General features: G+C 65.2%; 17 protein-coding genes. 9 read left to right on the forward strand and 8 right to left on the reverse strand.

What is annotated here, in order from left to right; all coding sequences use genetic code 11:
• The first annotated feature begins 146 nt into the window (after positions 1–146).
• Both IPM20_02720 and IPM20_02725 read left to right on the forward strand, forming a co-directional pair.
• Positions 147–428: a DUF768 domain-containing protein gene (locus IPM20_02720; GenBank protein ID MBK9130547.1), complete on the forward strand. Its 282-nt coding sequence runs from the start codon at positions 147–149 to the stop codon at positions 426–428.
• Between the two features lie 138 nt (positions 429–566).
• Positions 567–1,265 carry a transposase gene (locus IPM20_02725; protein ID MBK9130548.1) on the forward strand — a complete coding sequence of 233 codons (699 nt, stop codon included), beginning with the start codon at positions 567–569 and terminating at the stop codon, positions 1,263–1,265.
• A 208-nt stretch (positions 1,266–1,473) separates the two neighbouring features.
• Here IPM20_02725 and IPM20_02730 read toward each other — a convergent pair whose 3' ends face one another.
• The 4 genes from IPM20_02730 to dksA all read right to left on the reverse strand — a co-directional run bounded on the left by IPM20_02730 (position 1,474) and on the right by dksA (position 5,834).
• Positions 1,474–2,172: a hypothetical protein gene (locus tag IPM20_02730; protein ID MBK9130549.1), complete on the reverse strand. Its 699-nt coding sequence runs from the start codon at positions 2,170–2,172 to the stop codon at positions 1,474–1,476.
• Between the two features lie 353 nt (positions 2,173–2,525).
• A complete protein-coding gene (locus IPM20_02735; protein ID MBK9130550.1) occupies positions 2,526–2,870 on the reverse strand; it encodes a hypothetical protein in 345 nt (114 codons plus the stop codon).
• Positions 2,871–2,907: 37 nt separating this feature from the next.
• Positions 2,908–4,866, reverse strand: coding sequence for an acetate--CoA ligase (acs, locus tag IPM20_02740; protein MBK9130551.1), 1,959 nt, complete (start codon positions 4,864–4,866; stop codon positions 2,908–2,910).
• 332 nt (positions 4,867–5,198) lie between these two features.
• Complete coding sequence (gene dksA, locus IPM20_02745) at positions 5,199–5,834, reverse strand: RNA polymerase-binding protein DksA (GenBank protein MBK9130552.1); 636 nt, start codon at positions 5,832–5,834, stop codon at positions 5,199–5,201.
• A 194-nt stretch (positions 5,835–6,028) separates the two neighbouring features.
• Between dksA and IPM20_02750 the strand changes: the two genes are divergently transcribed.
• A complete protein-coding gene (locus tag IPM20_02750) occupies positions 6,029–6,811 on the forward strand; it encodes an HAD family hydrolase (protein MBK9130553.1) in 783 nt (260 codons plus the stop codon).
• Positions 6,804–7,979 (forward strand): pyridoxal phosphate-dependent aminotransferase, encoded by a 1,176-nt coding sequence (locus IPM20_02755; protein ID MBK9130554.1) that lies wholly within the window; start codon positions 6,804–6,806, stop codon positions 7,977–7,979. The genes IPM20_02750 and IPM20_02755 overlap by 8 nt, the downstream gene beginning before the upstream one ends.
• Before the next feature lie 246 nt (positions 7,980–8,225).
• Here IPM20_02755 and cysZ read toward each other — a convergent pair whose 3' ends face one another.
• The 3 genes from cysZ to queF all read right to left on the reverse strand — a co-directional run bounded on the left by cysZ (position 8,226) and on the right by queF (position 10,999).
• Entirely contained in the window at positions 8,226–8,945 is a 720-nt protein-coding gene (gene cysZ / locus IPM20_02760) for a sulfate transporter CysZ (GenBank protein MBK9130555.1), read from the reverse strand.
• Entirely contained in the window at positions 8,942–10,237 is a 1,296-nt protein-coding gene (locus IPM20_02765) for an FGGY-family carbohydrate kinase (protein MBK9130556.1), read from the reverse strand. Before IPM20_02765 ends, cysZ begins: the two co-directional genes overlap by 4 nt.
• Before the next feature lie 372 nt (positions 10,238–10,609).
• Positions 10,610–10,999, reverse strand: coding sequence for an NADPH-dependent 7-cyano-7-deazaguanine reductase QueF (gene queF, locus IPM20_02770; GenBank protein MBK9130557.1), 390 nt, complete (start codon positions 10,997–10,999; stop codon positions 10,610–10,612).
• 192 nt (positions 11,000–11,191) lie between these two features.
• Between queF and smc the strand changes: the two genes are divergently transcribed.
• The 4 genes from smc to IPM20_02790 all read left to right on the forward strand — a co-directional run bounded on the left by smc (position 11,192) and on the right by IPM20_02790 (position 18,336).
• Positions 11,192–14,698 carry a chromosome segregation protein SMC gene (gene smc / locus IPM20_02775; GenBank protein ID MBK9130558.1) on the forward strand — a complete coding sequence of 1,169 codons (3,507 nt, stop codon included), beginning with the start codon at positions 11,192–11,194 and terminating at the stop codon, positions 14,696–14,698.
• A 240-nt stretch (positions 14,699–14,938) separates the two neighbouring features.
• On the forward strand, positions 14,939–16,963 hold the full coding sequence (gene ligA, locus IPM20_02780; GenBank protein MBK9130559.1) for an NAD-dependent DNA ligase LigA: 2,025 nt from the start codon (positions 14,939–14,941) through the stop codon (positions 16,961–16,963).
• 76 nt (positions 16,964–17,039) lie between these two features.
• A complete protein-coding gene (locus IPM20_02785) occupies positions 17,040–17,597 on the forward strand; it encodes a hypoxanthine-guanine phosphoribosyltransferase (protein ID MBK9130560.1) in 558 nt (185 codons plus the stop codon).
• A complete protein-coding gene (locus IPM20_02790; protein ID MBK9130561.1) occupies positions 17,590–18,336 on the forward strand; it encodes an S-methyl-5'-thioinosine phosphorylase in 747 nt (248 codons plus the stop codon). The genes IPM20_02785 and IPM20_02790 overlap by 8 nt, the downstream gene beginning before the upstream one ends.
• A 26-nt stretch (positions 18,337–18,362) precedes the next feature.
• Here the strand turns inward: IPM20_02790 and IPM20_02795 are convergent, their stop codons facing one another.
• Positions 18,363–19,040 (reverse strand): peptidoglycan binding protein CsiV, encoded by a 678-nt coding sequence (locus IPM20_02795; GenBank protein ID MBK9130562.1) that lies wholly within the window; start codon positions 19,038–19,040, stop codon positions 18,363–18,365.
• 228 nt (positions 19,041–19,268) lie between these two features.
• Between IPM20_02795 and IPM20_02800 the strand changes: the two genes are divergently transcribed.
• Positions 19,269–19,802: a peptide deformylase gene (locus tag IPM20_02800; protein ID MBK9130563.1), complete on the forward strand. Its 534-nt coding sequence runs from the start codon at positions 19,269–19,271 to the stop codon at positions 19,800–19,802.
• Positions 19,803–19,805: the final 3 nt, after the last annotated feature.

The following is a 19,805-nucleotide window of genomic DNA, read 5'->3' on the forward strand; positions in this document are numbered from 1 at the left end:
GATTTCCAATCTGTCCCCTCCATTAAACCGCCATGCCAAGCAGGCCAAACCCAACGGATGCGCCACAAAAACTCCCGGCGTATACTCACATCAAACAGCGGGCCGAGCACTGGCCCTGAATACAACGCAGGAGAGGGGTGGTAGTCATGAGCAATCGCTTCCTGAGGTGGGCCCAGAACTGGATCGAGGAAAACATCCCTCCCGGCGCCAATCATGACCTCGAGAGCCATGAGGCGCGGGCAGCACGGTTGACGGAGCAGCTGTTCGCCGAAGCGGCCGCGGCCAACTTTTCAACGTTCGAGACCGAGGAGGAGCGGGAGCGCGTCACGCCCCGAGTACTGGCCGCGGTCTCGGACAGCACCGACTTCGACATCGATGCCTATAAGCTCAAGTCGCAACTGGCGATGGAGAATGAAGACGGCGACTGAGTCCTGCCGTCTGACCCACTCTACTTACACTACTCACTCACTACTAGGAAAGGGGTCAAAGCCCTTTTCTTCAACCCCTAACACAATCGCGGGCGTTGTGGCACACTCTATCCGACATCATCTGGCAAGGATGCCGATATGCCGAGAAAGCCTCGTTTCCATCTGCCGGGCGTGCCCGTGCACCTTATTCAGCGTGGCAATAACCGCGAACCCGCCTTCTTTGACAGTGCCGATTATCAGGCTTACCTGAGCGACCTGGGCGAGGCCAGTCGACGCTATCGCGTGGCAGTGCACGCGTGGGTTCTGATGACCAACCATGTGCACCTGCTGGCGACGCCGGCTTGCCAGAACAGCTTGGCCCTGATGATGCAGTGGCTTGGGGCGAGGTATGTGCGATACATCAACCACAGCTACCGCCGGACGGGCAGTTTGTGGGAGGGGCGGTACAAAGGCTGTCTGGTGGACTCGGATCGCTATCTAATGATCTGCATGTGTTACATCGAACTGAATCCGCTGCGCGCCGGCATGGTGGAATCGCCGGCGGATTATCGCTGGTCGAGCTATCATTGCAATGCCCTTGGAACGGTGGACAGGCTTACCCAGCCGCATCCGGTCTACACGGCACTGGGGGATGACGCTGAGGCGCGGCAACGGGCGTATCGGGGGTTGTTCAAAGGGCGGGATGATCCCGCGCTTAATGACGAAATACGCGCAGCGACCCATACGGGTACGCCGCTTGGAAATGATCGATTCCGTGAGAAGATCGAAGCCGCCCTGGGTAGGGCCGTGGGCCAGTCGGTACGCGGGCGGCCAAAAAAGCTTGATGTGGTGGGATAGCCTTACCCGTCGGGTTGCTCTGTTCGGTAAAGGGCTTTGACCCCTTTTCTTTATTTTTCTGGGAGAAGAAAAACGTAGTCTGTCCCCTTTTATGCGACTCTCCGTACCTCTCGCGCAATCCCGCTCTTGGCTGTGCGAGCAACTTGCAGAAATCACTTGAGCTACGACATGATGTGGGGAAACCTCAGGCTTTGAGCCCTTTCTTGCTTTAAAAATTTGTTACTCCTTTGGACTTTTCTTCGCTAATTTTTGCCAAACCCTCTAAATTAGAAAATTGGACTACACTTGAGAATTTTGATTCAGATTCTTCGATACCTAACTGTATAGCTTCTTGATCAAAGTTCCACTCGTATAAGCTGGTAAAGTATCCACTTCTAAATGAAAGTATGTTTACGTCATTGATGGTTAGGTATGTATTTGAAGGGTTACCATATTTATTTACTAAGCCCTTCAAGGCGAATGCGCCCCATTCCTTCACCTTAAGATCAATATAATCTGCTGTATAGGGCGGGCTGTTTATAGCAATCATTACAAGCTTTCCATCGAAAAATCTTATCGATGCTGATTGAACTTTGTAGCAATCACCTCGTCCATCAGATCCTTCGCAGCCAATATTACCTGCTCCATAAAGGACATTAAATTCCTTAAATTGCGGATCATCTTTAGTATATACACTTGCTGAAAGATAGAACCACGGTGTGTTGGCTATGACTGCGTTAACATCATCGTACGTCATGCCAAGGTGTAGACCGTAGAATCCAAGAGTGCCGAATCTCCGATCCATAGAACTAATATACTCTTCAACTTTTTTTGGATCATATTGAGTCGGCTCATCGTAGAGCGTTGCCGCACACCCTGATATTGTCATTACATAAATAACGAGAGTAAGTAGTTTATATTTGTTCATATTTGCCTTTACGATAATTAATTTTAGGGAAGCCCTGATTAAGTAACCAGAAAGGGTCAAAGCCCTATTCTTTATTGCCAGATAGTATTGCCAGTAAGAACGAGCAGTTTAGAAAATGGCTTTGACCCCTTTTTCCTGGAAAGCACTGAAAACGAGGTCTATCTTCTGTTATTCCTAGACTTCGCGTGGCAGTGCCAAATGTTTTTTCTTTATCTCGCCCGGTATATACGCCACAACTTTTTTGAGGGGTGACTTAGGCTCATACAAGATGCCCTCAATATGGTTTACTAAAAACCGGCCAGAAACCATGATGAGTATAATGAGCTAAGCCTAAAGTAGGCTCTTTATCAATATTACTTCTCAATACAAATCACTTGTTTACTTCCATCATCTAAAATCAATTTTTTCTTATTTGGAAGATAAAGTGCATCATATTTCAGCTGAATGGGATTTTTTGTTCCTTTCGCGTAATAATTCAGCTCAAGTATTTTTCCATCATATGCATATGAAATCGTTTCCACTTCTGATCTTAAATTACTTAGCGCAAATACAAGCGTAAATTTATTATCTGGGAAAAAAGTATAGGTTGTATTTTCACATGTAAATGAACTACCAACTAAATCATCTAATCCATAACTAACATTTACCGACATCAGTGCCAAAGCTAATAGTGTTATCGAGATAATTTTTTTGTTCACGGTCTCCCTCCAGGATAAATGGCTCCCATCCTATCCCTTACTCCTTCCCCCTCAACTGCTGCAATATTCCCTCATTCTCCAGCGTCGACGTATCCTGGGTGATCTCTTCGCCGCGCGCGATGTTGCGCAGCAGGCGGCGCATGATCTTGCCTGAGCGCGTCTTCGGCAGGTTGTCGGAGAAGCGGATCTCGTCGGGTCGGGCGATCGGGCCGATCTGTTCGGCGACCCAGGCGCGCAGTTCGTCCTGCAGGGGCTTGTCGCTGCCGAGGGCGGGGCGGTCGCCCTTCAGCACCACATAGGCGAAGATGCCTTCGCCCTTGATCGGGTCGGGGCGGCCGACGACGGCGGCCTCGGCGACCTTCGGGTGCGCGACCAGCGCGGACTCGACTTCCATCGTGCCGAGGCGGTGGCCGGAGACGTTCAGCACGTCGTCGATGCGGCCCATGATCCAGAAGCAGCCGTCCTTGTCGCGGCGCGCGCTGTCGCCGGCGACGTAATAGCGGTTGTCGAACTTGGCCCAGTAGGTGTCGATGTAGCGCTGGTCGTCGCCCCAGATCGTGCGCAGCATCGACGGCCACGGCTTTTTGATGACGAGGTAGCCGCCCTTGTCGGGCTGCGTGACCGGATCGCCGTGATCGTCGACGATGTCGGCCACGATGCCGGGCAGGGGCTGGGTACAGGAGCCGGGCTTGGTGGCGGTCGCGCCGGGGATCGGCGCGATCATGTTGGCGCCGGTCTCGGTCTGCCACCAGGTATCGACGATCGGGCAGCGCTCCTTGCCGATGACCTTGTGGTACCACATCCAGGCCTCGGGGTTGATCGGCTCGCCGACGGTGCCGAGCAGGCGCAGGCGGGACAGGTCGTAGCGCGCCGGGATCTCCTCGCCGAATTTCATCAGCGCGCGGATCGCCGTCGGCGCGGTGTAGAACACGGTGACGCCGTGGCGCTGGCACACGGCCCAGAAGCGGCCGGCATCGGGCACGGTGGGCGCGCCCTCGTACATCATGATGGTGCCGCCGACGGCGAGCGGGCCGTAGGCGACGTAGGTGTGGCCGGTGACCCAGCCGACATCGGCGGTGCACCAGAAGATGTCGTCGGCACGGTGGTCGAACACCCACTTCATCGTGGTGATGGCGCCGAGCAGGTAACCGGCGCTGGAATGCTGGATGCCCTTGGGTTTGCCGGTGGAGCCGGAGGTGTAGAGGATGTACAGCGGGTGTTCGGCCTCGACCCAGGCCGGTTCGCAGGTGTCGGCGGCGACGGCCTCGTGCCACCAGATATCGCGCCCGGGCTTCATCGGGATGGCCTCGCCGGTGCGCCTCAGCACCAGCACGTGTTCCGGTTTCACCGCCGAGTGTTCGATCGCCGCGTCGGCGGCGGCCTTCAGCGCGATGATCTTGCCGGCGCGGTGGCCGCCGTCGGCGGTGATGACCAGCTTCGCGCCGGCGTCCTCGATGCGGTCCTTCAGCGCGTTGGCGGAGAAGCCGCCGAACACGACCGAGTGGATCGCGCCGATGCGCGCGCAGGCCTGCATCGCGATGACGGCCTCGGGCACCATCGGCATGTAGATGATGACGCGGTCGCCCTTGATGACGCCGAGCTGCTTCAGCACGTTGGCGGCGCGGCAGGTCTCGCGGTGCAGTTCGGCGTAGGTGAGTTTTCGGGTGTCGCCTTTCTCGCCCTCGAAGACGATGGCGGTCTTGTCGCCGTCCATCGCGAGGTGGCGGTCGAGGCAGTTGTGCGAGACATTCAGCGTGCCGTCGTGGAACCAGCGGTAGTGCGGCGCGCGGCTTTCGTCCAGCGTCTTCGTGAACGGTGTGTGCCAGTCGAGTTCGGTCTGCGCCAGCGCGGCCCAGAAACCGGCGTGGTCCTTCTCGGCCGCGCGATGCATCGCGGCGAGTGCCTTGGCGTCGATGCGCGCGGCGGCGGCGAAGGCAGCCGGGGGCTCGAACTGACGGTTTTCGATCAGGATGGAATCGATATCGGAGCTGGACATGGCCTGCCTTCTGATAAGGTGATGGAGGACGGGCCATGCGCCGGAACGGTGCGCTCCGGGCGACCCTTGGGACAGGATAGCGACCGGGGGCAGGGCAGACAAGCCTGAACCGAGAAAGGGGGCGCCCGGGGAGTTGTTGGGGACGGATTTGAATCGTCCCAAAAAGGGGGACAGACTTAAGTCTGTCCCCCCTCAGGCGGATAAAGGGAAGGGGGGGGGGGGGGGGGGGGGGGGGGGGGGGGGGGGGGGGGGGGGGGGGGGGGGGGGGGGGGGGACAGGGGACAGACTTAAGTCCGTCCCCGCTACCGGGGCTGCTCGGCCGTACCTATCTACTAACCCTTGATCTGGCGCTCGCGGATTTCGTCCAGCGTCTTGCAGTCGATGCACAGGTTGGCGGTGGGGCGCGCCTCGAGGCGGCGGATGCCGATCTCGACGCCGCAGACCTCGCAGTAGCCGTATTCGTTGTTCTCGAGCGCGCGCAGCGACTCGTCGATCTTCTTGATCAGCTTGCGCTCGCGGTCGCGCGTGCGCAGCTCGAGCGCGAAGTCCGATTCCTGGCTGGCGCGGTCGTTCGGGTCGGGGAAGTTGGCGGCCTCGTCGCGCATGTGCACGACGGTGCGCTCCATCTCCTCGATCAGCATCGATTTCCACGTGTTGAGGATCTTGCGGAAATGGACGACCTGGTTCGGGTTCATGTACGCCTCGCCCTTCTTTTCCTGATAGGGCTCGACGCCGAGGTACGGAAGCTGGGTGGCGCCTTGCGCGGAAGCCTTGCGCGGGGCGGCCGGCGCCTTTTTCTTCGCCGGGGCAGGGGCGGCGGCAGCGGATTTCTTTGCCGGCGTCTTGGCGGCGGCCTTCACCGGGGCTTTCGCGGCGGGTTTCTTCTTCGCCGGGGCGGCCGCGGGGGCTGCCTTCTTCGCCTTGGGTTTCGCCTTGCCTGCTGCCGGTTTGCTCTTTGCGACCGCCATCCAGATGCTCTCCTGAAAAAAATAAACGCGTATTTATACCAGAATCGACCAGGTAGCTCAAACAATTCCCGGGGACGGGGCCACCCGCGCGCCCGGCGGGGGCGGCGGGAGGGTCCTGCGGTCTCCCCAGTCGCGGCCTTATGGTGTAAGATACGAGGCTACCATTCTAACCAATTGTTATTGATTAAATTTTTATGACATTACCGAAAGCATTGATCTTCGACGTGGACGGCACGCTGGCGGACACCGAGCGTGATGGCCACCGCATCGCCTTCAATCGCGCCTTTGCCGCGGCCGGCCACGACTGGGACTGGGATGTGGCGCTGTACGGACGCCTGCTCAGCGTGACCGGCGGCAAGGAGCGCATGCATCACTATCTCCACGACTACGTCTATCGCGGGGGCGCGGTGCCCGCCGATGTGGCCGCGGGCGTCCCGGCGCTGCACGCGGCGAAAAACCGCTACTACGCCGAGCTGATGCAGGAGGGCGCGGTCGCGCTGCGTCCCGGCGTGGAGCGCCTGCTGCGCGAGGCGCGCGCCGCCGGCATCCGACTCGCCATCGCGACCACGACGACCGGCGATAATATCAAGGCGCTGCTCGACAGCACGCTCGGCCCGGAGGCGATGAGCTGGTTCGAGGTGATCGCGAGCGCGGACGAGGTGCCGGACAAGAAGCCGTCACCGGCGGTGTATACCTACACGCTCGAAAAGCTCGGCCTCGACGCGCGGGAGTGCATCGCGTTCGAGGATTCGGAGAACGGGATCGTCGCGGCGACCCGCGCCGGCATCCCGACCGTCATCACCGTCAACGACTACACCCGCGGCGGCGACTATCAGGACGCCGCACTGGTGCTCGATAACCTCGGCGAGCCGAATGCGCCGTGCAAGGTGCTGGGCGGACGCGCGGCGGAGCGCCTGCCGCGCCCGTTCTGGTGCGTGAACGTCGCCGTGCTGGGCCGCCTGCTCGCCTATGGCTGACGACGCGCCGGTCCCGGCGGTCGCGCGGCGCATGGACGACATCGCGCCGTTTTACGTGATGGATGTGCTTGCGCGCGCCCGCGCGCTGGAACGCGCGGGCCGTTCCATCGTGCACATGGAGATCGGCGAGCCCGATTTCACCAGCCCCGCGCCGGTGATCGAGGCCGGGATGCGCGCGCTACGCGCGGGCCACACGCACTACACGCCCGCAACCGGACTGCCCGAGCTGCGCGCGGCGATCGCCGCGTTTTACCGGTCGCGCGAGGCCCTCGCGGTGGATCCCGCGCGCATCGTCATCACGCCGGGCGCCTCCGGCGCGCTGCAACTGATCCTCGGAACGCTGCTCGATCCGGGCGACGAGGTGCTGATGGCCGATCCCGGCTATCCGTGCAACCGCCACTTCGTGCGCATGTTCGAGGGCGTGGCGGTGGGTGTGCCGGTGGACGCCGGCACCGGCTATCAGCTGAGCGCGGAACTGATCGCGGCACGCTGGACGCCGCGCACCCGCGCCGTGATGCTCGCCACGCCGTCGAATCCGACCGGCACGGTGATCGCGCCGGAGGAACTGGAGCGCATCGCGGCGCTGGTCGAAGCGCGCGGCGCGGCGCTGATCGTCGACGAGATCTATCAGGGCCTGGTCTACGAGGGTCGTGGCGGGACCGCATTGAGTCAGCCCGGCACGGTATTCGTGCTGAACAGCTTCTCGAAGTATTTCTGCATGACCGGTTGGCGTCTCGGCTGGCTGGTCGCGCCCGAGCGCTTCATCCCGGCCATCGACCGCCTGGCGCAGAACATCTTTCTCGCCGCGCCCACCCCGGCGCAGCACGCGGCGCTGGCCTGTTTCGAGCCCGTGACCCTGGCGATCCTGGAGCAGCGTCGCGAGGAGTTCCGCGCGCGGCGCGATTTCCTGCTGCCGGCCCTGCGCGACCTCGGTTTCGACATCCCGCTCGCGCCACAGGGCGCGTTCTACCTCTACGCCGACTGTTCCCGCCATGCGACCGACAGCCAGGCCTTCTGCCTCGACCTGCTCGAACGCGCCGGCGTCGCCATCACGCCGGGCCGCGACTTCGGCCATCACCGCCCGGAACGGCACGTGCGGTTCGCGTATACCACCGCGATCGAGCAATTGCGGGAGGGCGTCGAGCGGCTTGAGAAGTATTTGGGATGAGGCGTGTATGAGATAAATGGGGACAGACTTAAGTCTGTCCCCTACATTCAGGGAGGGGACGGATTTGAAATCCGTCCCCAGTCTCAATGCAGCTTCGTAGCCCGGATAGAGGCGCGTAGCGCCGGCATCCGGGAATTCCCCACCACCACCCCGGATGCCGCTTCGCTTTATCCGGGCTACACAGAAATTTGGGGACAGATTTAAGTCTGTCCCCATTTGTTGTCGTCCCCTGCGTCCTAATTCGGGCTACGTCTCAGGCTCTTCGCATGCCAGCACCGTCGCACCGGCGACGGCGACCGGAATCACCAGCAGGTTAATGAACGGGATCATCGTCAGCAGCAGGATCGTCGCGCCGAAGCCGAGCGCCGGCACGGGCTGTTGCAGGAGGCGCGCGCGCACGGCGGGGAAGGTGTGGCCGTGGTTGCCGAGCGGGACCTCGACGTATTCGAGCGCGAGCATCCAGGCGCTGAACAGCAGCCACAGCGGCGCGGCGATCAGGTTGACGCCGGGGATCAGCGCCAGCAGGCCGAGCGGCGCCGCGCGCACGGCGAAATAGCCGAATTTACGCACCTCGCCGGCGAGCGCGGCGGCGCCCTCCGCGATGAACCCGCGTTCGGATGTCGGGGCGCGCCCGCGCAGCTGCGTCTCGATGGCGGCCGCGAGCGGGCCGGTGAAGGGCGCGGCGACCAGCGTCGCGAGCAGCAGGCAGACGATGAACCCGGCCAGCAGCACGATCACGACGAACACGGGCCACAGCAGCCAGTCCAGCCACGACACCCACGCCGGCAACAGGGTCTCGATCCAGGCGATCAGCTCGGCGAAGCGGTCGATGCCGTACCCGACCAGCGCGACGAACACCAGCAGGTTGATCAGCAGCGGGGCGATCACGTAGCGACGCACGCCGGGACGACGCAGCAGCGGGATGCCGCGAAACACGCAGGACACGCCGCGCAGGAATGCGATCATCGGATATTCCGCTGCCTGCTTGCGAGGAACCCTTCCCGCGCCAGCCGCGCCGCGCCGTGGCAGGCCTGTTCGCTGCGCGCGGCGCGCAGCGGCACGCCGAGCAGTGCCTGCCGCATTCTGGTCCAGGCCGCGTTGCGCGCGCCGCCGCCGACCGTCAGCACCTGCGTCGGATACGGGGCGCCGAGTTCGGCCAGCAGCCGATACCCCCGCGCCTCGATGCGCGCGATGCCTTCCAGCAGGCCCTGGAAGAACTGAACATCATCTGCCGGTCGCGGCGTCAGGCGTGGCGGCCAGGCCGGATCGTTGTGCGGGAAGCGTTCGCCGGGCGCGGTGAGCGGGTAGTAGTCGAGTCCGGTGGGATGACGGGGATCCAGTTTCGGCGTCATCGCATCGAGTTCGGCGCGGCTGAAGTGCTGCAGCAGCACATTGCCGCCACTGTTGGACGCGCCGCCCGCCAGCCAGCGGTCGCCGAGACGGTGGCTGTAGACGCCGAACTCCGGCGCGAACACCGGCCGCTCGGCCAGCACCTTCAAGACCAGCGTGGAGCCGAGCGAGGTCACCGCCGTGCCGAGGTCGTGCGCGCCGGTGGCGAGAAAGGCGGCGACGCTGTCGGTGGTGCCGGCGACGACACGCATGTCCGCGCGATAGCCGAGCGCCAGGATCTCCGGGGCGCAGAGCGTGCCGAGCGGGGCGCCGGGCGGCACGATGCGCGGCAGCAGCTCGCGCCGGACGCCGAGGCGATCGAACCAGTCGGGCCAGCGGCGTGCGACGGCGTCATAGCCGAGCTTCAGGCTGTTGTTCTCGTCGCTGATTCCGTAGCTGTCGCACAGGCGACCGGCGATCCAGTCGGCCTGGTGCAGCGCATGGCGTGCCGCGGGTTGATCCTGCAGATGCAGCAGTTTGGCGAGGGCGGAGGTGGGTCCGTGCGCAGCGCAGCCGGCCGGCGCGATTGCGGCGATGCGCGCCGCTTCTGCGCGGCCGCGGGCATCGTCGTACATCAGCGCCGGTCCGAGCGGGCGCCCCGTCGCATCGGTCAGCAGCAGGGTGGCGGAGGTGCCGTCCACGGCGATCGCCCGTACGTCCCCGGGTTCGATCCGGCCGGCGATCCGGCGCAGGACCTCGGTCAGCGCGGTCCACCACAGGGCGGGATCCTGTTCGCTGGTGCCGTCGCCGCGCCGCGGCGGCGGCAGGTCCACGGCCGCCTCAACCCGAAGTTCTCCCCCGGCGTCGAGGGCCGCCGCCCGGCAGCCGCCAGTGCCGAAATCGATACCGAGGAACAGGTCGGGATTCATGTGTCAGGACAAGATACAAGGGCAAAGGCGCGATGGCAAAGGAATAATCCCCCAAGCGGTTGCCTGAAATCGTAGCCCGGATGGAGCGGAGCGGAATCCGGGGATCAACGCCGGACCGGGCGCCGGATCGGGGACGATTCCGAATCCGTCCATTTCCCGGGCACGGGGGACAACAACAAATGGGGACAGACTTAAGTCTGTCCCCGGATATCTCATAGATCTGTGTAGCCCGGATGGAGCGCAGCGGAATCCGGGGAATCAGCGGCCCCCGCTGTTCCCGGATGCCGGCGCTGCGCGCCTTTATCCGGGCTACAGGATATCGAGGCCAGGAATCGTAGCCCGGATGGAGCGGAGCGGAATCCGGGGATCTCCCTACGGCAGCGTCACCGGCTCCGGCGGGGTCCAGGCGTCGCTGCGGTGTTCGGCCACGACGGTGGTGTATATGCCACCACGCACGTTGAACTCGGCGGTCAGGCGCATGTAGTGGGGTTCGCAGGCGCGCACCAGGTCGTCGAGAATGGCGTTGGTCACCGCCTCGTGGAAGGCCCCTTCGTCGCGGAAGGACCATATATACAGTTTGAGCGACTTGAGCTCGATGCAGCGGGCCGCCGGCACGTATTCGAGGTTCAGGGTGGCGAAGTCCGGCTGGCCGGTCTTCGGGCACAGGCAGGTGAACTCCGGCATCTCGATGCGGATGGTGTAATCGCGCCCCGGCTGCGGGTTGTCGAAGGTCTCCAGTTCTTTGCTCGGTCTGCTCGGCATAGGGGTGTCCGGTCGTTGGTCGGGGCGGGAGGAATTCTCCGGCCGGCGGTCAGTTAGGTGAGACAATTCATCCGCGTCTCCAGTTCCGGGCGCGGGCCTTGCGGCGGTCCGTCCACGGGCGGCTGACAGGATAGCAAATCGGGTGATTTTAATCTTGTCTCAGGCGGCGTTTTTCCTGTATCGTGGCGGCCCATGCAACTCAAGAAGATCAAGCTCGCCGGTTTCAAATCCTTCGTCGACCCCACCAGCCTTGCACTGCCCAGCCAGCTCGTCGGCATCGTCGGCCCGAACGGCTGCGGCAAGTCGAATGTCATCGATGCCGTGCGCTGGGTCATGGGCGAGAGTTCGGCCAAGCACCTGCGCGGCGACTCCCTCGCGGACGTCATCTTCAACGGTTCCGCGACGCGCAAGCCGGTCGGACAGGCGACCATCGAACTGGTGTTCGACAACAGCACCGGCCGTCTCGGCGGCCAGTATGCCAACTACAACGAGATCTCCGTCAAGCGCGAGCTGACGCGCGAGGGGCAGTCGGTCTATTTCCTCAACGGCACGCGCTGCCGCCGCCGCGACATCACCGACGTGTTCCTCGGCACCGGCCTCGGGGCGCGCAGCTACGCGATCATCGAGCAGGGCACCATCTCCCGCATCATCGAGGCGAAGCCGGAAGAGCTGCGCAACTTCCTCGAGGAGGCGGCCGGCATCTCCAAGTACAAGGAGCGCCGCCGCGAGACCGAGAACCGCATCCGCGACACGCGCGAGAACCTCAACCGCATCGGTGACCTGATCGGCGAGCTGGAGCGGCGCCTGGCGACGCTGCAGCGCCAGGCCAAGACCGCGGAACGCTATCGCGAGCTGAAGGCCGAGGAACGCACGGTGAAGGGCCAGTTGCTGGCGCTGCGCTGCCGCAACCTGGACGCCGAGATGGAGGAGAAGCAGCGCGCTATCGCCGCCCAGGAGAACGCGGTCGAGAAGGAGATCGCCGGGCTGCGTTCGATCGAGGCCGGCATCGAGAAGCAGCGCGAGGGACAGGTCGAGGCGAACGAGGAATTCAACCGCATCCAGGGCGAGTTCTACAGCCTGGGTTCCGACATCTCCCGCGTCGAGCAGTCGATCCAGCACGCGCGCGAGAAACAGCAGCAGAACCGGGACGACCTCGCCGCGGTGGAGCGTTCGCGCGCGGAATCACTGTTGCATCGCGAGCAGGACGGCGCCCAGATCGCCGAGCTGCGCCGGGTGCTCGAGGCCAGCGAGCCCGAGCGCGCCGCGAAGGAAGAGGCCGAACGCACGTCGGCGGCCGCGCTGTCCGCCGCCGAGCAGGCGATGAACGAATGGCAGGGCGACTGGGACACCTACAATTCCCGCGTCGCCGAACAGCGTCGCAAGACCGAGGTCGAGCGCACGCGCATCCAGAACCTGGAGGAGCGCCTGCGCGGCCTGCACGAGCGCCTGCTGCGCCTGCAGGGCGAGGAGCAGGGGCTGGGGACCGAGTCCGTCGAGGCCGAGGCCGCCGCGCTGAATGACCAGCTCGGCGAGGTCAGCGCGACGATCGAGGGCATGCGGCAGGAGCTGCAGGCGCTCGGCGCGCAACTGGACGAACAGCGCCAGACGAACGCCGCCACCTCCTCCGAACTCGGACAGGAGCGCGCGCGACTGCAGGAGTTGCAGCGCGAACATGCCTCGCTGGAGGCGCTGCAGAAGGTCGCGCTCGGCAAGCAGGAGACGAACGTCGCGCGCTGGCTGGAGGAACAGGGCCTGGGTGACGTGCGCCGGCTGGCGGAAGACATCCAGGTCGACAAGGGCTGGGAGCGCGCGGTGGAAACCGTACTCGGGCTCAATCTCGAGGCCGTGCGCGTGCCGTCGCTGGACGCTATCGCCGAACGCCTGGGCGGCCTGGAGCAGGGGAGCCTGACGGTCTTCGACGGCGCCGCCGCGTCGCAGCGGCCGGGCGGACTGGCGCCGGCGCTGCTCGACAAGGTGCGCGCGCCGTGGCCGCTGGATTCGGTCCTCGGCGGTGTCTACGCGGTCGACGGCGTGGCGCAGGCGATGTCGCTGCGCGCGCGTCTCGCCGCGCACGAATCGCTGATCACCCGCGACGGCGTCTGGGTCGGCCGCGACTGGCTGCGCGTGGTGAACGCGCAGGATGAGAAGACCGGCGTGCTGTCGCGCGAACAGGAGCTGCGCGAGATCGCGCAGTCGCTCGGCACCGTGACGGCGCGCGTCGGCGCGCTCGAACAGCGCCTGCACGACGGCAACGCGCGCATCGCCGGTTTCGACCAGGCGCGCGATGAGCTGCGCCGCCGCATCGACGGCGCGACGCAGCAGCAGGCGGAGCTGCGCGCCCAGATCAGCCGCCGCGACGCCAGCCTGGAGCAGATCCGCCGCCGGCGCGAGCGCCTGGCGGTGGAACTCGACGAGGCGCGCAACCAGTCCGGGCGCGACACCAACGAACTGGCCGAGGCGCGCGCGCGTCTCGAGGCCGTGGCCGCGGAGGCGCAGGGCCAGGAAGAGGAGCATGCACGGCTGCAGCAGCGGCGCGACGAACTGCGCGCGCGGCTGGAGGACTGCCGCACGCAGGCCGTGCGCGACCGCGAGGCGGCGCGCGAGCTGGCCGTGCGCATCGAATCCGCGCGCTCGCGGCTGAATACGCTCGACGCGGGACTCGCCCGGGTGGAGAAGCAGCTGGCCCAGCTCGACGCCCAACGCGCTGAATTGGAGGCCGCGCTGTCCGCCAGCGTCGAACCGATCGAGACGATGAAGACCGAACTGGATCGCTTGCTGGAGCAGCGGCTGGCAGTGGAGACGCGGCTCGCCGAGGCGCGCAAGGCGGTCGAGGCCTGCGACTTCGCCCTGCGCGAGTTGGACGATGCCCGCAACGCCTCCGAACAGCGGGTACGCGACCAGCGTGACGCGCTGGAGCGCCTGCGCATGCACCGCCAGGAGCTCGTGGTGCGCCACCAGACTCTGCTGGAACAGCTCGCCGAGGCTGGCCACGAACTCGCGACCCTGCTGGCCGAGATGCCGGCGGAGGCGGTCGAGAACGTGTGGCACGAGCGCCTCGAAGGGCTGGCGCAGAAGATCGAGCGCATCGGGCCGATCAATCTCGCGGCGATCGACGAGTTCGCCGAGCAGTCCGAGCGCAAGGCCTATCTGGACGCCCAGCTCGCCGATCTCAACGAGGCGCTGTCCACGCTGGAGACCGCCATCCGCAAGATCGACAACGAGACCCGCACCCGCTTCAAGGAGACCTTCGACCAGGTCAACGAGCAGCTCGGCCGCCTGTACCCGAAGCTGTTCGGTGGTGGCACGGCGCAGCTCGAGATGACCGGGGACGACCTGCTGGAGGCCGGCGTGGCCGTGATGGCGCGCCCGCCCGGCAAGCGCAACGCCAACATCCACCAGCTCTCCGGCGGCGAGAAGGCGCTGACGGCGGCGGCGCTGGTGTTCGCGATGTTCGAGCTGAATCCGGCCCCGTTCTGCATCCTCGATGAGGTGGACGCGCCGCTCGACGACGTCAACGCCGGCCGGCTGTGCCAGCTGGTGCGCGAGATGTCGGACCGCGTGCAGTTCATCTTCATCACGCACAACAAGATCACGATGGAGCTGGCCAACCAGCTGGTCGGCGTCACCATGCACGAGCCGGGCGTCTCGCGCCTGGTGGCGGTGGACGTCGACCAGGCGGTCGCGATGGCGACGGCCTAGGCCCGGGCGTCATCCGTGCCTTTGAACGTCATGCCCGCGCAGGCGGGCATCCAGGTTCTTGCTGGTGTCTGGATTCCCGCCCCCGCCTTCGCGCGGGAATGACGAATTTATACGCCCCGCCGGGTGCAGCGCGTTTTCCATGCCCACTGCTTCGCATCCTCCATGTCCGCGTGGGTACACACACCGTGCCCACCCTGCATGGCTTTCCTCCGCGCGCGTTCCTCATTACTCTAGTGCCCCATGACGACCCCGAAACAGGCTGCCGCCCGCGCCGCCGCGCTGCGCGAGCAGCTCAACTACCATAATTACCGTTATTACGTGCTCGACGATCCGGAGATCCCGGACGCCGAGTACGACCGCCTGCTGCGCGAGCTGCAGGGGCTGGAGGAGAAGCATCCCGGGCTGGTGACGGCGGACTCGCCGACGCAGCGCGTGGGCGCGGAGCCGCTGGCGGAGTTCGGCAAGGTGCGGCGCGAGCTTCCGATGCTCTCGCTCGCCAACGCCTACGACGAGGAGGAGTTGGCCGACTTCGACCGCCGCGTGCGCGAGGGGCTGGAGGCGGAGTCCGTGGAATACAACGCGGAGCCCAAGATGGACGGCGTCGCGGTCAGCCTGGTCTACCGTGACGGCGTGTTCACGCAGGGCGCGACGCGCGGCGACGGCACCACCGGCGAGGACATCACCGCCAACCTGCGCACGATCCGCGCGCTCCCGCTGCGACTGTTCGGCGATGGCTGGCCGTCCGGGCTCGAGGTGCGCGGCGAGGTCTACCTGCCCAAGGAAAGTTTCGAGGCCCTGAACGCGGAGGCGATCCGGCGCGGCGAGAAGCTGTTCGCCAATCCGCGCAACGCCGCCGCTGGCAGCCTGCGCCAGCTCGACCCGAAGATGACCGCCGCGCGCCGGCTCGACATCTTCTGCTACGGCGTCGGCACGGTCACCGGCGGGACATTGCCGGACCGGCAGCATCAGGTGCTGGAGCGGCTGCAGTCGTGGGGTTTCCCGGTGTGTCCGGAGCAGACGGTGGTGCAGGGCGCGGAGGGTTGCGCGGCCTATTACCGCGGTATGCAGGCGCGCCGCGACGGGCTTCCCTACGAGATCGACGGCGTGGTGTTCAAGGTCAACGCCGTGCCGGAACAGGAACGCCTCGGCTTCGTGGCGCGCGCGCCACGCTGGGCGGTGGCCTGCAAGTTCCCGCCCAAGGAAGAGACGACATTGCTGAAGGCGATCGAGTTCCAGGTCGGGCGCACCGGCGCGCTGACGCCGGTCGCGCGGCTGGAGCCGGTGCGGGTCGGCGGCGTGACGGTGACCAACGCGACGCTGCACAACGTGGCGATGGTCGAGCGCATGGACCTGCGTCCGGGCGACACGGTGATCGTGCGGCGCGCGGGCGACGTGATCCCGCAGGTGATGGGCATGGTGGAGTCGCGCCGCCCCGATCCGCTGCCGGAACCGTTCCGGGTGCCGGAGCACTGCCCGGTGTGCGGCTCGGCCGTGGTGCGCCCGGAGGGCGAGGTCGTTGCGCACTGCAGCGGCGGGCTGTACTGCCCGGCGCAGCGCAAGCAGGCCATCCACCACTTCGCCGCGCGCCGCGCGATGGACATCGACGGGTTGGGCGAGAAGCTGATCGACCAGCTGGTGGAGCGCGGCCTGGTCGAGAGCCCGGCCGACCTGTACGGCCTGACGCAGGAACAGCTCGCCGCCCTGGACCGCATGGCGGAGAAGTCGGCGGCGAACCTGCACGCGGCGATCGAACACAGCAAGCAGACGACGCTGGCGCGCTTCCTGTACGCGCTCGGCATCCCGGAGGTCGGTGAGGCGACGGCGCAGCAGCTGGCGGACGAGTTCGGCGATCTCAACGCGGTGATGGCGGCGAACGAGGAGCGCCTGCAGCAGGTGCCGGACGTCGGACCGATCGTCGCCGGCCACATCGCCGGGTTCTTCCGCGAGCCGCACAATCTCGAAGTGATCGAGCGCCTGCGCGCGTCCGGCGTCCGCTGGCCCGCGCCGGAGCGCGCCCCGGTGGCGCGTCCGCTGGTCGGGCAGACCTTCGTGCTGACCGGGACGCTGGCGTCGATGACGCGCGACGAGGCGAAGGAGCGCCTGCAGCGACTGGGCGCCAAGGTCGCGGGCAGCGTCTCGGCCCGGACCCATTGCGTGGTCGCCGGCGCCGAGGCCGGCTCCAAACTGGTGAAGGCGCAGGAACTCGGCGTGCCGGTCCTCGACGAGGCGCAGTTTATCGAACTGTTGCGCGCGCAGGGCGGGTGACATGGCCGCCGGCCGGCGGCTATAATCCGGGCATTGTGATCCCATAATAAAACGCGACGCGGCCCCACACTTCCCGATGTCCATCACGCCCCAGCAAGCCATGGCGGTCTACGGCGCCGCCGAGTGCCTGTACGACCGCACCGAGGTCGAGGCGGCGCTGAACCGGCTCGCGCTCGACATCTCCTATGTCCTGGCCGAGGCCAACCCGCTCGTAATCACGGTCATGCAGGGCGGCCTGATCACCGCCGGCATGCTGCTGCCGCGGCTAGCCTTCCCGCTGCAGGTCGATTACCTGCACGCCACGCGCTATCGCGGCAAGACCAGCGGGGCGGAGCTGCACTGGATCGTGCGTCCGACGCAGGCGCTGACCGATCGGATCGTGCTGCTGGTCGATGACATCCACGACGAGGGCCATACGCTGGAGGCGATCGTCGAGGCCTGCAAGGCCGCCGGCGCGCGCCGGGTCTACAGCGCGGTGTTGGTCAACAAGCGGCACGATCGCAAGGCGGCCTATCGCGCCGACTTCGTCGGGCTGGAGGTGGAGGACCGCTACGTGTTCGGCTGTGGCATGGACTACAAGGAATACCTGCGCAACGCGCCTGGCATCTACGCCGTGAGGGACGATCATGCCTGAGCTGGCGATCATCGGCGGCACCGGGCTGACGGCGCTGGAGGGCTTGCAGATCACCCGCAAGGAGGTCATGCACACGCCCTACGGCGAGCCTTCCGGTCCGCTCACGCACGGGGTGCTGAACGGCAAGGAAGTGATCTTCCTCGCCCGCCACGGCTACGGCCACACCATCCCGCCGCACCGGATCAATTACCGCGCGAACGTCTGGGCGCTGAAGGAGATCGGCGTCCGGCGCGTCATTGCGGTGGCGGCGGTGGGCGGCATTCACGCCGATCTGCCCCCGGGCCGGCTGGTGGTGCCGGACCAGATCATCGATTACACCTGGGCGCGCGCCTCGACCTTCTACGAGGACGGGCTGACCCATGTCACGCACATCGACTTCACCTATCCCTACAGCGAGGAGTTGCGCGCACTGGTGATCCGCAGCTGCCGCGAGGTGGGGCTGGATGCCTGCGAGGACGGTGTCTACGGGATCACCCAGGGACCGCGACTGGAGACCGCCGCCGAGATCGATCGCCTGGAGCGCGACGGCTGCACCATCGTCGGCATGACGGGCATGCCGGAGGCGGCGCTGGCGCGCGAGCTCGACCTGGAATACGCGGTGTGCGCCGTCATCGCCAACTGGGCCGCGGGTCGCGGCGATGAGGGCGAGATCATCTCCATGGAAGAGATCGAACGCAATCTCGCTACCGGCATGGCGCGGGTGCGCTCGATGCTGGTCCGGCTCGTCCCCCTGCTGTGAATTAAGATATCCGGCGCAGCCGCGCCTCAGGGCGCCGTGCCGGTCTTCTTCTGTCCGGGTGCTTCGTAGGGGGTCAGCTTGATCAGCGCCCCGAAGGCGGGATGGTCGAAGTAGTGCACCTCGCCGCTGTTGACGCGCCGGCTCTGGCGCAGGCGAAAGGTCCTCCCGCTCGCATCCGGTCCCGCCGCACCGGATTCCTGGAACAGCAGATCCAAGTCGATGTGCAGGAAGCGGTTGCGGCTGACGCGCACCGTGCCATCGAGTTCCCGGGCCGGCGCCTCCGTCGGTGCGGACCCCTCTGTGCCGTCGGAATCCTCCCCGCTATAGATGTGAACCGCGGGCGCGTCCGCCTGCGCGGTCACCGGCTGGCGCCAGGCGAGGTGCAGCAGCGGGTGGTAGTCACGGGAGGCATACAGCCGGGTCAGCGCGGACGCGAGGGTCTGGTTCGCGTCGCCGAGCTGTTGAAAAGGCTGAGGACTGCCCGGCAGCGGGCTGGACTGCGGCACCGGGACCAGTTCGGTGGCCTGTTCCAGCGCCGGCATCCCGGGATCGATCGGCCACATTTCCCCGTCGGCGGCCGGAGGCGTATTGTTTTTGAAAACGATGACCTCCACATCATACCAGGGTGGAGCATCGGCGTCGGCAGCGCCCAGGGCGGTGCCGACGAACAGTGACAGGGCGATGAGCGATGCGGCGCGGATCATGGATGCTGGAATTTTTGCTTCCGGATCGAAGGGTTCAAGCGCTCTAGGGTACTACAAACGGATCGTACCGCATAAATGGGGACAGATTTATTTTCGTGGGACATGAGTCGAATCTTTCCCACAAAAATAAATCTGTCCCCATTTGGGGGTAAATAAAATAAATCTGTCCCCGTTTTTACAGATATCTGTCCCCAATGGGCGGGTTTGGTGAGGTGTGAGGTCAAAACGATGGCGGTGCGCAGTGTATTGAGGATGGGGAATCCCCTGCTGTTGCAGGTGGCCGAGCCCGTGACCGAGTTCAACACGGCGGAGCTCGATCAGTTGATCGAGGATATGTTCGACACCATGGCGGCGGAGGCCGGGGCGGGGCTGGCGGCGCCGCAGATCGGCGTGTCCCGACGCGTCGTCATCTTCGGTGTGGAGAAGAATCCGCGGTATCCCGACGTCGAGGAGGTCCCGACCACGGTGCTGATCAATCCGGTCATCACCCCGATCGGATCCGAGACGGAGGAGGGCTGGGAAGGATGTCTCAGCGTGCCCGGCCTGCGCGGGCGTGTGCCGCGTTACGCCCGCGTGCGCTATACAGGCCACGACCCGCGCGGCGAACGCATCGAGCGCGAGGTCAGCGGCTTCCATGCCCGCGTCGTGCAGCACGAATGCGACCACTTGGACGGCATTCTCTATCCGCGCCGCATCCGGGATCTGCGCCTGTTCGGCTTCGAGCAGGAGCTGACCGCGCCCGGAGGCCCCCGCGGCGACTGAAGA

This window comes from Gammaproteobacteria bacterium, from assembly GCA_016716465.1.
Taxonomy (GTDB): domain Bacteria; phylum Pseudomonadota; class Gammaproteobacteria; order SZUA-140; family SZUA-140; genus JADJWH01.

Excerpts from the sequence above, each read along its gene's own strand:
- smc (MBK9130558.1), top strand. The coding sequence starts at position 11,192 with ATGCAACTCAAGAAGATCAAGCTCGCCGGTTTCAAATCCTTCGTCGAC.
- IPM20_02750 (MBK9130553.1), top strand. The coding sequence starts at position 6,029 with ATGACATTACCGAAAGCATTGATCTTCGACGTGGACGGCACGCTGGCG.
- IPM20_02785 (MBK9130560.1), top strand. The coding sequence starts at position 17,040 with ATGTCCATCACGCCCCAGCAAGCCATGGCGGTCTACGGCGCCGCCGAG.
- IPM20_02765 (MBK9130556.1), bottom strand. The coding sequence starts at position 10,237 with ATGAATCCCGACCTGTTCCTCGGTATCGATTTCGGCACTGGCGGCTGC.
- acs (MBK9130551.1), bottom strand. The coding sequence starts at position 4,866 with ATGTCCAGCTCCGATATCGATTCCATCCTGATCGAAAACCGTCAGTTC.
- IPM20_02790 (MBK9130561.1), top strand. The coding sequence starts at position 17,590 with ATGCCTGAGCTGGCGATCATCGGCGGCACCGGGCTGACGGCGCTGGAG.
- IPM20_02755 (MBK9130554.1), top strand. The coding sequence starts at position 6,804 with ATGGCTGACGACGCGCCGGTCCCGGCGGTCGCGCGGCGCATGGACGAC.
- IPM20_02720 (MBK9130547.1), top strand. The coding sequence starts at position 147 with ATGAGCAATCGCTTCCTGAGGTGGGCCCAGAACTGGATCGAGGAAAAC.
- dksA (MBK9130552.1), bottom strand. The coding sequence starts at position 5,834 with ATGGCGGTCGCAAAGAGCAAACCGGCAGCAGGCAAGGCGAAACCCAAG.
- IPM20_02795 (MBK9130562.1), bottom strand. The coding sequence starts at position 19,040 with ATGATCCGCGCCGCATCGCTCATCGCCCTGTCACTGTTCGTCGGCACC.
- IPM20_02800 (MBK9130563.1), top strand. The coding sequence starts at position 19,269 with ATGGCGGTGCGCAGTGTATTGAGGATGGGGAATCCCCTGCTGTTGCAG.
- queF (MBK9130557.1), bottom strand. The coding sequence starts at position 10,999 with ATGCCGAGCAGACCGAGCAAAGAACTGGAGACCTTCGACAACCCGCAG.
- IPM20_02725 (MBK9130548.1), top strand. The coding sequence starts at position 567 with ATGCCGAGAAAGCCTCGTTTCCATCTGCCGGGCGTGCCCGTGCACCTT.
- cysZ (MBK9130555.1), bottom strand. The coding sequence starts at position 8,945 with ATGATCGCATTCCTGCGCGGCGTGTCCTGCGTGTTTCGCGGCATCCCG.
- ligA (MBK9130559.1), top strand. The coding sequence starts at position 14,939 with ATGACGACCCCGAAACAGGCTGCCGCCCGCGCCGCCGCGCTGCGCGAG.
- IPM20_02730 (MBK9130549.1), bottom strand. The coding sequence starts at position 2,172 with ATGAACAAATATAAACTACTTACTCTCGTTATTTATGTAATGACAATA.